Genomic DNA, 13,832 nt, shown 5'->3' with positions numbered 1-13,832 from the left:
CACCGTGATCGGCAAGAGCCTGGGCATGGGGGTGCTGTCGACGTCGATGGTGATCGCGCGGCGAGGGCTGACCATCCGCTCATCCGGGGCGGTGGCCACCTCTGACCTGCGGCCGGTGACCTGCGCGGTGATCCGGGACGGCATCGGCCACCTCGTCGAGACCGGCCTGGTGCGCCGTGCTGCCGAACTGGGCCAGTTGCTCACCGACCGGCTGCGCGACGTCGTGCGGGCGTTTCCGCAGGTCTACTCCGAGGTGCGCGGCGTGGGGGTGATGCAAGGGGTCGAACTCACCGAGCAGGCCGCCGGCCTGCTGCCCGCGTTGCGTGATCAGCTCATCCGGGCAGGGGTCTACGTGGAGTTCATGGCCGGGGCCGGCCGGCGCTCAGATGGGCTGCGCTATGTCTATCCGACCATGCGGATCGCCCCACCGCTGATCATCCAGCCGGCGGAGGTAGCCGCTTTGATCGACCGGATCCGGGCTGGTACCGCTGCCTTCCAGGCCAGCGCGTGACGTCGGCGAACCTCGATCTGACCGGTTTCGACTACCGCTACCTGGTCCCGCACAGCGACATCGACGACTCCGGCGTGATGCATTTCAGCCGGTACCCCGCATTGGTGGAGACAGCGCTGCTGCAAGGCCTGAGGACCGCCGGCTGGGGCCTGGCCGAACTGCGCGCCCACGGCTGCCAGCTCGTCGTCGCCCAGCTGCAGGTCAGCTACCGCTCACCTGCGCGGCTGCTGGACGAACTCGTCGTTCGAGCCTGGCCCGAGCACATCGGGGGGGTGCAGCTACGGGTGGGCGGCCTGATCAGCGCGGCGGGGGAACGCCTCGTCGAACTCAGCATGGTGCTGGGGGTGCTGGATCCGCGGACGGAACGGCCGACCCGGTTGCCCGCCGCCCTCCGCGGCATGCTCACCGGGCTGCTGCCCACCCCCGATCTCGAAGGAGTATGACGTGACACAGCCAGGCACAGCCACCGACCGGACGCCCAGGACGATGGGCTTCACCGAGCTCAAGCAATGGTTGCGCCACCGGCATCCGATGATCTACCTGGACCGAGTGCTCGATCACGAGCCGGGGGAGTATCTGACCAGCCTGCTCTCGGTGTCCGGTCAGATCGACGCGGTGGCCGGGCACTTCCCGGAGCGGGCCATCTACCCGGCCAGCCACCTGTCGCAGGCATTCGCCCAGTCGGGCATCATCCTGTACCAGCTGAGTACCACGCCGCTTGCCGATGACGAGATCACCCTTGTGGGCTCGATGAAATCTCGTTACACCAAGATCGTGGTACCGGGTGACCAGGTCGTCTTCGCCGTGAAGAATGACGGTGTCCGGGCCAACACCTTCCAGTTCTCCTGCCGGGCCACGGTCCAAGGCCGCCCGGTCGCGGCGTTCTCCGGCACGCTGGTACGGGTCAAGACAGCCGACCTCGGCGACCCGCTGTGGTGAGTACGGCTGCCGCCGGCGTCACCGGCATGGCATGGTGTACCGCGCTCGGCGACGATATCGACGAGGTGTGGCAGGCCCTGCTCGCAGGCCGGACCGGCCTGACAGAGGTGCCGAGTGCGCACGAGCTGCGCAGCCTGCGGGTGGGCGCGGTCGATCGAGTGGATCCCGAGTTACCGCCTGTCGAGCGTCAGCGCCTGATGACGGTCGGCGCGCTGACCCGGGCACTGGCCGATGCCTCGCTGGCCGTGGACGACCCGGAGCTGCTTGCGGTGTTCGGCACCAGCTACGGTCCGCACCTGGATGACCCGGACACCGTCTCGCTGTCGCGGTGGGCGGTGACCGCGGCCCGGGACGCCGGACTGGTGCGAGCGCCACTGGTCATCAGCACCGCGTGCTCCGCCGGATCCGACACCGTGGCCGTCGCCCTGGAACTGCTTCGCAGCGGCAGCGCCAGCCGCTGCGTGTGCGTGGGCGTGGACGTGCTCACCCCGGCCAAGCGGCTCGGGCACTCGCTGTTGGGCACCATGTCGGCGTCGGACCTGCGTGCCTTCGACAGCCGGCACGACGGCACGCTGCTCGGCGAAGGCGCCGGCGTGCTGGTGGTCGAGACGGTCGCCGCCGCCCGCGCCCGGGGGGTCGGGCTGCTCGCACTGGTGGCGGGGGCGGGCGCGTCCAACGACGCGACCGGGTCCGCGGTGCCGGACCCGTCCGGCCGGGCGCTGGAACTGGCCGTGGACCGGGCGCTGCGCAGCGCCGGCCGGCAGCGGGACGAGGTCAGCCTGATCAACGCCCATGGCTCGGGCACCCCGGCCAACGACGTGCTCGAATCCACCGCGTACAGCCGGCTGTTCGCAGCATCCGAGCTGCCGCCGACGCTGTTCGCCACCAAGGGATCCTTCGGCCATACCCTCGGCGCGACCGGCGCGATCGAGGCGATCACGGTGATCCAGGCGTTGCGCACCGGCTGGCTGCCGCCGGTCTACGAGCTGTGCCAGCCCCTGCCGGACCTGCGGCTGCCGGTGGTGACCGCGGCGGCGGCCGCCCCGGTTGGCCTCGGGCTGAGCGTCACACTCGGGTTCGGTGGCTTCAACACCTGCCTGGCATTGGCAAAGGCGCCGGCAGATGACGCTCGCTGACCTGGTGGGGCAGGGCGTCCGGGTGCTGGCGGAGGGCCGGTCGAGTACCCCGGACCTGCGGAACTTCCGCGGCGGCAGCAAACCGTCCTTCTTCGCCGACCCGCTGTCCTGGCTGGTGGCCCAGTCGGTGGAGCAGGCCGTCGCGCAGTGCGGCGCTGAAGTGCGCTCGGCGGCCGAGGAGGTCGGCTCGCTGCTGATCAGCGACGTGTGCAGCCTGACCACCATGCGCCAGGTCGCCGAGCGGGTGCCGAGCGGCCGGCTGTCACCGCTGCGCTTCTCCGGGGCGAACCCGGGTGTGACGGCCACCCTGCCCGCCATGACGTTCGGGTTCACCGGCCCGAGCCTGACCCTGTCGATGACGCCGGCCGACGGGCTGCCATGGGGATTGGTGATCGCCCGGTGCTGGCTGGTGTCCGGGCAGGCCCGCCATGTCGTGCTTGCCAGCCACCGTCATGAGCCCGATGCAGGACACCAGGTGGACAGCGCCGTGCTGACAGCGAGCGCCCGCTGACGGGTGTCAGGCTGTGAACAACGTGCGCCGCCGCGCGAGGAAGTCTGCGACCGCCGAGCAGAACGAGCGGCATTCCCCGTCGCCGATCTCCAGGCTGAGGGCCACCATGCCGCGCCGCGCGAGGTAGCAGCCGCGTTCCAGCATGTCGAGATGGAACAGCTCTCGTAGCTCCGCCTCGGGACGGATGTCCCGGGCGGCCCGGATCGGTCCGGTCTGGAAGTGCGCGGTGAGCAGGCTTCCCATCCCGGTCCACCGCATCCGGACGCCGGCCTCGGCGCAGAGATCGTTGAGCTCCTCGCGCAACCGCTCGCCGCGCCGGAACAGGGCGTCGCTGGCCTCGGCGGGAAACAGCCGGCTCAGGCCGGCATACCCGGCAGCCATGCTGAGCACGTTGTTGTTGAACGTCCCGGCGTGCGGCACCGAGTCCGGGTCGCGCGGGTCATAGCGCGACATCAACTCCCGGCGGCCACCGAACGCGCCGAAGGTCATGCCGCCGCCGAGGTACTTGCCGAGGGTGGTGAGATCCGGCGAGATGCCCAGCCGGTGCTGCATTCCACCGACGGACATCCGCGACGTCATCACCTCGTCGAAGATCAGGACGGCGCCGGTGTCGTCCGCGCCGCGGCGCAACAGGGTGAGGAAGGCCGGATCGGCCGGCACGCAGCCGCCACTGCCCAGCATCGGCTCGACCAGGATCGCCGCGAGGTCGCCGGCGTGCTCACCGATCAGCCGTTCGGTGCTGGGAATGTCGTTGTAGGTGGCGACCAACCACCGGTGCGGGACGTTGATCGGTATGCCGCCACCGCTGAAGGACAGCAGCGAGCCGTGGTAGGCGCCGTCGAACACCAGCACCGAACGGCGACCGGTGTGCAGGACGGCGGTGGCCAGCGCGAGCAGGTTGGCCTCGGTGCCGGAGTTGGTGAACCGGACCAGCTCCACCGACGGGAAGCGGTCGCACAACAGCTGCGCGAGCGCGGCCTCGCACATGCCATGCGCGCCGAAGTTCCACCCGCCGTCCAGTGCCGCGTCGATGGCCTGCCGGATGACCGGGTGGTTATGCCCGTACAGGCCCGCGGTGTACTCGCCGAGCAGGTCGAGGTAGCTGTGCCCGTCCAGGTCGGTCATCCGGCAGCCGACGCCGCTGGCCATGGTGAGCGGGAACGGGGAGAAGTACAGGGTGCTGCGGGTGTTGCCGCCGGGCAGCGCGCCGGTCGCCTCCTCGTACGCCTTCTGGCTGGCCGGGTTGGCCTCGACGTAGCGCCGCCGGGCGTCCGCGAGTGCCCTCTGCATCGAGTGGATCTCGACGTCCATGCGGTTCCCCCCAACCCCGGGCGGCCGAGAAGGTGGCTCGCGAAGCGACCTTAGTCCAGGCGGAACTCGATGCCCGCAGAGCGGCTTGCCGCAGGCCAGCGGCTAATCGAGTTCGAAGGTGCCGTTGCCGAAGGTGTTGTCGAGCCGGAAGTTGACGAACGTGATGCTGACGCTGACCTGCAGCGCACGCAGGTGGTGCCACCAGTTGACCGGAATGAAGACGGCGTCGCCGGGCTGCAGGACGGCAGACCGAACGGTCACATCGGCGAACTCGGGATAACGATCCAGGTCGGGTCGCTCGACATCGACCATGCTGTAGTAGCTCTGGTGGTTGTAGACCCGGGGCAGCTGGCAGGAATCGATCAGGGTGATCCGCTTGCTTCCGACGGTCTGCACGTTCAGCACGTTCACCCGATCGCGGTGCAGCGGCGAGACGGTGCCGGCCGGCCCCAGCCAGAGATTCGTTCCCCGGTAGCGGTGCTCGGCCTCGAGCAGGGCGTCGGCGAACGCGACGTCGGCCAGGATCCGCCGGTCGTGGTCGTGGGCCAGGAAGTTCTCGTTGGCCGTCAGGTAGAACTCGTTCGTCTCCTCGGCCGACAGGACGAGATCGACGTAGTCGGCCAGCAGCATGGTGCTGGTCTTGCCGCGCAGGAAGACGTCCCAGATCGGCTCCGCTCGCCGTCCGGTCTGCACCTGCACCTGGAGGTTTCCGAACTGCTCGCGCAGAGCAGCCGGGCTCCAGTCGAGCAGGCCGGAGCCGGCGGCGATCCCGCGCAGCACCACCGGACGGTTACGCAGGTAGAACCGGTCGAAGAACTCCTCGCCGGAGATGTCGTGCCGTTCGGCCAACTCGGTGCCGGAAAGGGCATCGAGCTTGCTGTGGTCGCCCAGCAGCAGCTCGTACTTGCGCCGCAGGGCGCGTTCGGGGCGCAACCCGTGTTCGAGCAGGAAGTCGGCGCCGACCAGTCGCAACGGGTCGGCGGCCTGCTCGGGCGGCAGGCCCCGCCGAACGAGCTCGAGGCCGATATCGGCCGGCGACACGCCCGCGACAGCGTTGTCCACTATCCAGCGCTTCCATCGATCGGACAGCTCCGCGGGCGGGTTGCCGGTGCCGGTGCCGGCTTCGGGCATCACTCCTGGGTGCTGTCCGATCCCTCAGCGTGCTGGTGCACGATCAGCGAAGCCAGGAAATCGGCGTCCGCGGGGACGGCCGGCTCGGTCTCGGGGGTATCGAACAGATCCTCGGCGGGTGGTTCGGAGATGAAGTCCGCTGACATGAAGTGCTCCTCGTGGACAGGAACGCAGGAGTGCGTCCTGCGCCAATAGATACCGGAATATGCCTTATGTCAAGAGGCGGTCGGCGGGTACCGCTGGCAGGCGAAGGCCTTGCGGGGCCAAGCCTTGCGGGGCAAGGCGCGCGGCCGGACGGACGCGGGCCCCCCGCGCCAGTGGCGTCAGTCCAGGTAGTCGCGCAGCACCTGGGAGCGGGACGGGTGGCGCAGCTTCGACATGGTCTTGGACTCGATCTGGCGGATCCGCTCGCGGGTCACGCCGTAGACCTGGCCGATCTCGTCCAGGGTGCGGGGCTGGCCGTCGGTGAGCCCGAACCGCAGCTTCACCACGCCGGCCTCGCGCTCGGACAGCGTGTGCAGCACCGACTGTAACTGGTCCTGGAGCAGGGTGAACGAGACGGCGTCCACGGCCACTACCGCTTCACTGTCCTCGATGAAGTCACCGAGCTGGCTGTCACCCTCGTCGCCGATGGTCTGGTCGAGCGAGATCGGCTCCCGGGCGTACTGCTGGATCTCCAGCACCTTGTCCGGGGTGATGTCCATTTCCTTGGCGAGCTCTTCCGGCGTCGGCTCGCGGCCGAGGTCCTGCAGCAGCTCGCGCTGGATGCGGCCGAGCTTGTTGATCACCTCGACCATGTGCACCGGGATCCGGATGGTGCGGGCCTGGTCGGCCATCGCCCGGGTGATCGCCTGCCGGATCCACCAGGTGGCGTAGGTGGAGAACTTGTAGCCCTTGGTGTAGTCGAACTTCTCGACCGCCCGGATCAGGCCGAGGTTGCCCTCCTGGATGAGGTCCAGGAAGGCCATCCCGCGCCCGGTGTAGCGCTTGGCCAGCGACACCACCAGCCGCAGGTTCGCCTCCAGCAGGTGGTTCTTGGCACGCTCGCCGTCGCGGACGATCCAGCTCAGGTCCCGGCGCTGCTGCAGCGGCAGCTTCTCGCCGGCGATCTCCAGCTGGCGCAGCCGCTCGGAGGCGTAGAGGCCGGCCTCGATCCGCTTGGCGAGGTCGACCTCCTCCTCGGCGTTGAGCAGCGCCACCTTGCCGATCTGCTTGAGGTAGGCGCGCACCGAGTCGGCCGAGGCGGTCATCTCGGCGTCCTTGCGGGCCTGCCGCAACGCCTCGGACTCCTCCTCGTCCCAGGTGAACTCCGAGGACTCCGCTTCAGGTGGGTCGGCTGCCTCCTCCACCTCGGCGTCAGCCTCGATGTCGAGCGGGATCTCTTCGAGTTCGATGTCGGCCGGGATGTCGGTCGGCTCGGCGTCGAGGGCCGGGTCAGCCAGCGCCGGATCCGCGGCGTCCGCAGCCGGCGCGGTCTTGGCCGGTGCCTTCTTGGCGGGTGCCTTCTTCGCCGGTGCCTTCTTGGCGGGCGCCTTCTTGGCGGGCGCGGCGACGCTCTTGGTCACCGCTCGGCTGGCCGTCGCAGCGGCGCTGACCTGCGACTGCTCGGGGGATTCGCTGGGAACCACGGACGCCCTTTCATACAGCGATCACATGTTCTACGGCGGACCCCGACGGGCCCGCGGTATGCGGGGAGGTGTGGGGTCAGCCAGCCGCTGGGGTTAATCGAATCGAACGCTGCGATGTCGATGCCTTCATTGGTGCCATGCCCGCGCGCTCCATTGTAGCCGGAGCAGCCCCCGTTCAGCGCTCAGCGGCTGCCATGGCCGCGCCGACGATACCGGCGTTGTTGAGCAGCTGGGCCGGTCGCACCGGCGTCTGGAGCTTCAGCAGCGGCACCCACCGGTCGGCATCCTTGCTCACCCCGCCACCGACGATGAACAGATCGGGGGAGAACAGTCTCTCCACGTGGGACATGTAGGTCTGCACCCGCTTGGCCCATTGCTTGTAGGACATCTTCTGCTTGTCCTTCACCGAGGCCGCCGCCCGGGACTCGGCGTCATGCCCGTCGAGTTCGAGGTGCCCCAGTTCGGAGTTGGCAACCAGCTGGCCGTTGAGGAAGATGCCGCTGCCGATCCCGGTGCCGAAGGTCAGCAGGATCACCACGCCCGGCACGCCCCGGGCGGCGCCGAACCGGACCTCGGCCAGCCCGGCCGCGTCGGCGTCGTTGAGCACCGTGACCTCCAGGCCCGTCGCCTTGGAGAACACCGCGTCGACGTCGGTACCGATCCAGGACGGGTCGACGTTGGCGGCCGACCTCGCCACGCCGCTCTTGATCACCGCAGGGAAGGTGGCTCCCACCGGTCCGGTCCAGTTGGCCCTGGTGACCAGCTGCACCACCACTTCGGCGACATTGTCGGGGGTGGACGGCTTGGGAGTCGGGATGCGGACCCGATGGGTTCTCAGCTCACCGGTCACGGTGTCTACAATTGCCCCTTTGATGCCGCTACCACCGATGTCGACGCCGAACGCCGCATCAAGTGGGGTCTGGGGCTGGTCTGACGCTGGCGCGGTCATCGTTCCTCCGCTGGCTAGGGTGGCTACCTTCAAACCATAACGGGAGTGGCACCGCAAGGCTCAGATCGAGGAGGCCGAAATTCGATGACTGACGGTGCCCCCGCCGCCCTGCCCCCGGATCCGGTGCAACTGGCCGACATCGCCGTCGAGCTGGCCGGCCGGGCCGGAGCGTTGGCGTTGCGCTACCAGGAGGCGGGCCTGTCGGTCAGCAGCAAGAGCTCGGTCACCGACGTGGTCACCGACGCCGACCGGGCGGTCGAGGACTTCCTGCGCACGGCGCTGGCCGAACTGCGCCCGGCCGATTCGGTCATCGGTGAGGAGGCCGGCGCCGCGGAGCTGACCGGCGCACCGGTGCGCTGGGTACTGGACCCGATCGACGGCACCGTCAACTTCGTGCTCGGGCTGCCGTACTTCGCGGTCTCGATCGCTGCCCAGGTGCACGGTGAGACGGTGGCCGGCTGCGTCTTCAACCCGGCCTCGGGTGAGCTGTTCCGGGCGGCGGCCGGGCATGGCGCCTTCCTCGGTGACCGGCGGCTGACCGGTCCCAGGTCGGTGCCGCTGGATGAGGCGGTGCTGACGACCGGCTTCAACTACGACCCGGCCCGCCGAGCCCGTCAGGGCCGCGTCGCGGGGGAACTGCTGGCCAGGGTGGGAAACCTGCGCCGGCTGGGCTCGGCCGCCCTGGACCTGTGCACGCTGGCGGCCGGCCGGGTGGACCTCTATTACGAGGGACCGCTGCACGAATGGGACTTCGCGGCCGGCCTGCTGATCGCCACCGAAGCCGGCGTCGCCACCTCCGGGCTGCGCGGCCGGCCGGCCGGCACCCACATGGTGGCCGGGGCACATCCCGAGCGTGCCGAGGAGTTCTTCGGGCTGCTCACCGAGCTCGGGGTGGCCGATATCGGCTGATCGTCTCAGCAGGACTTGCTGGCAGCCGCGACGGCCCGGCTCACCGTGTCGGCCGGGGCCAGTGCTCGGAAGCCCGAGCCGAGGACCAGATTGATCCTGGTGTCGGGACGGTTGGTCGGGATCAGCTTCGCCCCGGGCAGGTGATAGCCGAGCAGGGTGGCACCGGCGCGTGCGGTCGTGCCGTACCGGATCTCGCCCACTCCGGTGAGCTGGGAGGTAGTCCCCGGCGTGCCCATCGTGAAGCCCCGGCTCTTGAGCTGGCTGGTGACCCTGGTGGCCAGCAGGTCCCGGCCGGCGCCGTTGAGCACCACCACCCGCACCGAGGCGGGCCGCGGCAGCCGGATCGCGTTGGCACCCGGAGTGCAGGTCGCCGTCTGCCCGGCAACCGGCGTCCCCCCGGGGGAGGTCCCGGCCGGCTCCGGGCGGTGCAGCACCCGCCACCACACGATGCCGGTGAGCACGCTGAGCGCCAGCAGAAATGCCAGAGCGGGCAGTGGCCGGCGCCGTGTCGCGGTGGACATCGCGGGCTACTTCACCTCCAGCCGAGTGAGCCGTACGGGCCTGGCCAGCCTAGCGGGACCGGCTCCGGGAATGGTGAGGGCTGCCCGGTCGTTGGAGCGCAGGCGTGACGCGATACGGTTCCGCGCCAGCGGAGGCGTAGTCCGCCGCCGGTGGTCCGAACAGCCGGATCGTGTGCGCTTGGGAGATCGAGGAGTTGACGGATAGTGGCCACCGATTATGACGCCCCGCGTCGGGGCGATGTAGATGAACTGAACGAGGACTCGCTGGAGGAGCTGAAGGCCCGCCGGGCCGAGGCGCAGTCCGGATCGATCGATGTCGATGAGACCGAGCTGGCCGAGTCGCTGGAGCTGCCCGGGGCAGATCTGTCCAGCGTCTCCGGCGAGGAGCTCACCGTCCGGGTGCTGCCCAAGCAGGATGACGAGTTCACCTGTTCCAGCTGTTTCCTGGTGCACCACCGCAGCCGGCTGGCGCGTGAGAAGAACGGCCAGCCGATCTGCCGGGACTGCGCCTGATCGCTGTGCTCGCGACCGCCGGCCACGCCCCCGCACCGCGGGGCCGGCGGCGCTCGGCCGTCCTTCGGCATCCTCGCCACCGGCGTGGGAAGGTGGATCATGGCCAATGACGAGATAGCCGACCTGGTGGCCCGCGCGACAGCCGGTGACCCCGGCGGCGACCCCACCAGCGACCGGCGCAGCCGCCAGAAGGCGCTGGCCGCCCTGATTCCGGCACTGACCCGCAGCGCCAAGGCCTCCGGCATCCGCGCGGTGGCCGCCGGGCGCTGGTTGGCCGACCTGATCATCGAGCTTGCGCCGCGGGTGCCGGTCCGCGACGCCCTAGCACTGCGGCGCCAGCACCCCAGCCTCAGCGACATCGAGATCGCCGAGCGGCTGATCCGGCAGGCCACCAAGACCACCGCCGGGCTCGGCGCCGCCGCGGGTGGCCTGGCGGCCGTGGAATTCCTCAGCCCGCCGATGCTGCTGGCCGCGCCCGTCCAGCTGGCCGCCGAGATGCTCACGGTCACCGCGGTGGAGCTGAAGCTGGTCGCCGAGCTGCACGAGCTGCTGGAACGCCCGGCGCACGGCAGCATCTCCGAACGGGCCAGCGCCTACCTGATGTCGTGGGTTCGGCGGCGTGCCATCTCACCCCAGCTCGGTGGCGCGGGGCTGAGCGCCGCGTTCGGCGCCGCCGCCAAACGCGAGCTGCGCAGCCAGGTGCTGCGCCGGATCGGCCGCAGCACCACCACCCTGGCGCCGTTCATGGCCGGCGCGGTGGCCGGGGCCGAGGTCAACCGCCGGGCCACCAAGGCGCTCGGCGAGACGTTGCTGGCCGAGTTGCGCGGGCTGAACGAGGAGCGCTGGTTCCGCCAGGTCTGACGCGACGCCAGCCTCGAATCTGCCCAGCTTCGAGGTCTGCCCAGCTTCGAATCTGCCCAGCTTCGAGGTCTGCCCGGCCTCAGCGACCGCCCGGTCTCAGCGACCGCCCGGCCTCAGAGGCCGCCCATCATGCCACCGTCGATCACCAGGGTCTGCCCGGTGGTCCAGGCGGCGTCGGAGGAGGCCAGGTAGGCCACCGCCGCGGCGATGTCGGCCGGCTCACCGAGCCGCTTGAGCAGGTAGCCCGCGGCTACCGCCTCCTCGTTGGCGGCGTACAGCGCCTCGGCGAACCGGGTCTTCACCACCGCCGGCGCCACCGCGTTGACCCGGACGCCGGGCGCGAGTTCCACCGCCAGCTGCCTGGTCAGGTTGATCAACGCGGCCTTGGTGATGCCGTAGAAGGCGATCCCGGGGGAGACGCCCAGGCCCGCCACCGAGGCGATGTTGACCACCGCGCCGCCGTGCTCGGCCAGCCACGCCCGGTGTGCCAGCCTGACCCAGGACAGCGCCGAGAGCACGTTGACGTCGAAGATCTTGCGAGCCAGCCGGTCCTCCAGGTCCAGCAACGGGCCGAACGCGGGATTGATGCCGGTGTTGTTGACCAGGACGTCCAGCCGGCCGAAGGTGGCCATGGTGGCTTCGACCGCCGCGGCCTGGTGCTCCGGATCGTCACCGGAGCCGGCGGCGAAGATCGCCCGCTCCGGTCCGCCGAGTTCGGTCACCGCCGCCTCCAGCGCCGGTTGCTTGCGGGCGGTGATGCACACCCGGGCACCTTCGGACACCAGTCGCTGCGCGACCGCCAAACCGATTCCGCGGCTGGCGCCGGTGATCAGCGCGACCTGGCCTTCGAAACGTCCGAGTGACACGGGGCAGACTCCTGTCAGGGGCGGGCGGCCTGGATGGCGGCCAGCAGGCGGTCGGGATGCCGGGTGGACACCACCCAGTACGGCTCCGGCAAGCGCTCGGGAGGCGGCTCGTCCTGGTCCGGATCGGGCAGCTCGGCCGTCACCTGCTGGTCGGTGGGCCGCCGGTCGGCCGGCTGCGGGCCGGCCGGTGGCCGCAGCACCAGTTGCACGCCCGGCCCCACCCAGGACCGGATGTAGGTGAAGGCCAGCGGGTCGCTGTGCCGGCCCACCAGCCGGCGAAGTTCGCCGGCACTGAGGTCGATCGCCTGCTCGATCCGGGCCACCGGCACGGTGCGCTCTCCGGCCCGCAGGGTGCCGCCGCCGACCGAGACGCTGCCGGAGGACAGCTGCCATACGACCAGCAGGCTGCCCGCCAGCACGAGCGCGAACGGCACCCACGCGATCCAGCCGGAGACCGCCACCGCGAACTCCAGGCCGAGCAGGACCGACACGCCCACCGCTCCCAGGTACCACCACCACGGCGTCCGCAGCCGCTCGAAGTACCCGGCGGCCGGCCCGGCCTGGCGGGGTTGACGGGTAGCGGGGGCCATCACCCGACGAGGGTAGCCTTTGCCCCTGTGACGATCGGACCGCTGAGCGGCGTAGCCGGTGAGGACGTACCGGACACCGCCTCCGGCTCGCCACCGGTGCGGGTACAGGTGCAACGGCTGCACCCCGAGGCGCCGCTGCCCCGTTACGCCGTGGACGGCGATGCCGGTGCCGACCTGTGCACGATGGTCGACGTCCGGCTCCAGCCCGGCGAGCGCGCCGTGCTGCCGACCGGGTTGGCGATTGCGCTGCCCGCCGGTTACGCCGGATTCGTGCAGCCGCGGTCCGGACTGGCCTGGCGGGTGGGACTGGGCATGGTCAACGCACCCGGAACGATCGATTCGGGCTACCGTGGCGAGATCAAAATCATCGTCATCAACCACGATCGCGACAATGCCGTCGAGTTGCGCCGTGGCGACCGGATCGCCCAGCTGGTGATCCAGCGGGTCGAGCAGGCCTGCTTCGAGGTGGTGGAACGGCTGCCCGAATCTGCCCGCGGCGTTGCCGGCCACGGCTCGACCGGCGGAGCCGCGGCGTTGCGGACCGGCGACCTGCCGGTGGCGAACAACAGAGGAGACGATCAGTAATGGCGCTTCGGCGCAAGGAGAAGCGCACCGAGCAGTCCAAGCTCGATGCCACCCCACCGTGGGAAACGAAGCGTCCGCACGAGAACCTGCCGACCACCGGGCCCTACGACATCGCCGACACCCCCTCCGATGGCATCGAGCGCCTGGATCTGGGGGCGTTGCGGGTGCCGGTCGACTCGGGCCTGGAGATTCGCGTCGAGGTGGGCGAGAACAGCCAGGTGGTCGGGGTGACGCTGCTCAACCCGAACGGCCAGATGCAGCTCGGCGTGTTCGCCGCCCCCCGCAAGGAAGGCATCTGGGAGGAGATCCGCACCGAGATCAAGGCATCCATCTCCTCCCAGGGCGGCACGATCTCCGAGCGGGACGGCGAGTTCGGCACCGAGCTCACCGGTCGGCTGCCGGTGCCCGGCGGTCTGACCCCGGTGCGGTTCCTCGGCGTCGACGGCCCCCGCTGGTTCGTGCGCGCGATGCTCGCCGGCGACCCGGCGATGGGCGGGGAGGAAGCCAAGCCGTTCCTGGACGCCTTCCGCGGCTTGGTGGTGGTTCGCGGCACCGACCCGCTGCCGGTGCGCGAGCCGGTTCCGCTGCAACTGCCGAAGGAGGCTGCCGAGCAACTGGCAGCGGCCGCCGAGGCAGCGGAAGCAGCCGAACCCGGGGACGGCTAGGTCGGTGACCGCACCACCGGAGGACCTGCGCGACCGGACCCGGCAGCAGATCCTGGACTCGTTGGGCGGCTGGTCCGGGACGGTGGTCGCCGCCATCCCGCTGGTCGTGTTCGTGATCGCCAACGCCGTGACCGGGCTGCGGTCCGCGATCATCGCCGCGGTGGCCTCGGCGGTGGTGGTCGCCGGATACCGGATGGCGCGCCGGC

19 protein-coding genes are annotated in these 13,832 nt (G+C 70.4%); 11 read left to right on the top strand and 8 right to left on the bottom strand.

Going from position 1 to position 13,832, the window contains the following annotated elements:
* From VF542_RS03790 to VF542_RS03770, 5 genes are all read left to right on the top strand, one after another.
* Positions 1-511: aminotransferase class III-fold pyridoxal phosphate-dependent enzyme (locus tag VF542_RS03790; RefSeq protein ID WP_408650369.1), on the top strand; the 511-nt coding region annotated here is incomplete at its 5' end.
* A complete protein-coding gene (locus VF542_RS03785) occupies positions 508-954 on the top strand; it encodes an acyl-CoA thioesterase (protein ID WP_408650368.1) in 447 nt (148 codons plus the stop codon). The genes VF542_RS03790 and VF542_RS03785, both read left to right, overlap by 4 nt.
* A 43-nt stretch (positions 955-997) precedes the next feature.
* The gene (locus tag VF542_RS03780) at positions 998-1,450 is read left to right on the top strand and encodes a 3-hydroxyacyl-ACP dehydratase FabZ family protein (RefSeq protein WP_408650372.1); all 453 of its coding nucleotides are present in this window, start codon (positions 998-1,000) and stop codon (positions 1,448-1,450) included.
* Positions 1,447-2,586, top strand: a complete 1,140-nt coding sequence (locus VF542_RS03775) for a beta-ketoacyl synthase N-terminal-like domain-containing protein (RefSeq protein ID WP_408650367.1) — start codon at positions 1,447-1,449, stop codon at positions 2,584-2,586. Before VF542_RS03780 ends, VF542_RS03775 begins: the two co-directional genes overlap by 4 nt.
* A complete protein-coding gene (locus VF542_RS03770; RefSeq protein ID WP_408650366.1) occupies positions 2,573-3,097 on the top strand; it encodes a coronafacic acid synthetase in 525 nt (174 codons plus the stop codon). The genes VF542_RS03775 and VF542_RS03770 overlap by 14 nt, the downstream gene beginning before the upstream one ends.
* Positions 3,098-3,103: 6 nt before the next feature.
* On the opposite strand, the gene VF542_RS03765 is transcribed toward VF542_RS03770, so the two are convergent.
* From VF542_RS03765 to ppgK, 5 genes are all read right to left on the bottom strand, one after another.
* A complete protein-coding gene (locus VF542_RS03765) occupies positions 3,104-4,408 on the bottom strand; it encodes an aspartate aminotransferase family protein (protein ID WP_408650365.1) in 1,305 nt (434 codons plus the stop codon).
* A 102-nt stretch (positions 4,409-4,510) separates the two neighbouring features.
* A complete protein-coding gene (locus tag VF542_RS03760; RefSeq protein WP_408650364.1) occupies positions 4,511-5,539 on the bottom strand; it encodes a cupin-like domain-containing protein in 1,029 nt (342 codons plus the stop codon).
* Positions 5,539-5,685 (bottom strand): hypothetical protein, encoded by a 147-nt coding sequence (locus VF542_RS03755; RefSeq protein WP_408650363.1) that lies wholly within the window; start codon positions 5,683-5,685, stop codon positions 5,539-5,541. The genes VF542_RS03760 and VF542_RS03755 overlap by 1 nt, the downstream gene beginning before the upstream one ends.
* Positions 5,686-5,862: 177 nt before the next feature.
* Positions 5,863-7,167 (bottom strand): RNA polymerase sigma factor, encoded by a 1,305-nt coding sequence (locus tag VF542_RS03750; RefSeq protein WP_408650362.1) that lies wholly within the window; start codon positions 7,165-7,167, stop codon positions 5,863-5,865.
* A 175-nt stretch (positions 7,168-7,342) separates the two neighbouring features.
* On the bottom strand, positions 7,343-8,116 hold the full coding sequence (ppgK, locus tag VF542_RS03745; protein ID WP_408650361.1) for a polyphosphate--glucose phosphotransferase: 774 nt from the start codon (positions 8,114-8,116) through the stop codon (positions 7,343-7,345).
* An 84-nt stretch (positions 8,117-8,200) separates the two neighbouring features.
* Between ppgK and VF542_RS03740 the strand changes: the two genes are divergently transcribed.
* Positions 8,201-9,025 carry an inositol monophosphatase family protein gene (locus tag VF542_RS03740; protein ID WP_408650360.1) on the top strand — a complete coding sequence of 275 codons (825 nt, stop codon included), beginning with the start codon at positions 8,201-8,203 and terminating at the stop codon, positions 9,023-9,025.
* A 5-nt stretch (positions 9,026-9,030) separates the two neighbouring features.
* Here the strand turns inward: VF542_RS03740 and VF542_RS03735 are convergent, their stop codons facing one another.
* Positions 9,031-9,546 carry a LytR C-terminal domain-containing protein gene (locus tag VF542_RS03735; protein WP_408650359.1) on the bottom strand — a complete coding sequence of 172 codons (516 nt, stop codon included), beginning with the start codon at positions 9,544-9,546 and terminating at the stop codon, positions 9,031-9,033.
* A 204-nt stretch (positions 9,547-9,750) separates the two neighbouring features.
* Here VF542_RS03735 and VF542_RS03730 point away from each other — a divergent pair, with 204 nt between their 5' ends.
* Entirely contained in the window at positions 9,751-10,059 is a 309-nt protein-coding gene (locus VF542_RS03730) for a DUF4193 domain-containing protein (protein WP_311421933.1), read from the top strand.
* Between the two features lie 99 nt (positions 10,060-10,158).
* The gene (locus VF542_RS03725) at positions 10,159-10,920 is read left to right on the top strand and encodes a hypothetical protein (RefSeq protein WP_408650358.1); all 762 of its coding nucleotides are present in this window, start codon (positions 10,159-10,161) and stop codon (positions 10,918-10,920) included.
* 113 nt (positions 10,921-11,033) lie between these two features.
* On the opposite strand, the gene VF542_RS03720 is transcribed toward VF542_RS03725, so the two are convergent.
* Both VF542_RS03720 and VF542_RS03715 read right to left on the bottom strand, forming a co-directional pair.
* Positions 11,034-11,786 carry an SDR family oxidoreductase gene (locus VF542_RS03720; RefSeq protein ID WP_408650357.1) on the bottom strand — a complete coding sequence of 251 codons (753 nt, stop codon included), beginning with the start codon at positions 11,784-11,786 and terminating at the stop codon, positions 11,034-11,036.
* 14 nt (positions 11,787-11,800) lie between these two features.
* Positions 11,801-12,376 (bottom strand): DUF3093 family protein, encoded by a 576-nt coding sequence (locus VF542_RS03715; protein ID WP_408650371.1) that lies wholly within the window; start codon positions 12,374-12,376, stop codon positions 11,801-11,803.
* 42 nt (positions 12,377-12,418) lie between these two features.
* On the opposite strand from VF542_RS03715, the gene dut reads away from it, so the two are divergent.
* The 3 genes from dut to VF542_RS03700 all read left to right on the top strand — a co-directional run.
* Positions 12,419-12,961, top strand: coding sequence for a dUTP diphosphatase (dut, locus tag VF542_RS03710; RefSeq protein WP_408650370.1), 543 nt, complete (start codon positions 12,419-12,421; stop codon positions 12,959-12,961).
* Entirely contained in the window at positions 12,961-13,626 is a 666-nt protein-coding gene (locus VF542_RS03705; RefSeq protein WP_408650356.1) for a DUF3710 domain-containing protein, read from the top strand. The genes dut and VF542_RS03705 overlap by 1 nt, the downstream gene beginning before the upstream one ends.
* A 4-nt stretch (positions 13,627-13,630) precedes the next feature.
* Positions 13,631-13,832, top strand: a 202-nt coding sequence (locus VF542_RS03700) for a DUF3159 domain-containing protein (protein WP_408650355.1), incomplete at its 3' end; no start/stop codon positions are given.

The sequence above is a fragment of the Jatrophihabitans sp. genome (assembly GCF_036389215.1).
GTDB lineage: Bacteria > Actinomycetota > Actinomycetes > Mycobacteriales > Jatrophihabitantaceae > Jatrophihabitans_A.
Note: the sequence above shows the minus strand (reverse complement) of the source record. Positions and strands in the feature narration are given on the sequence as shown.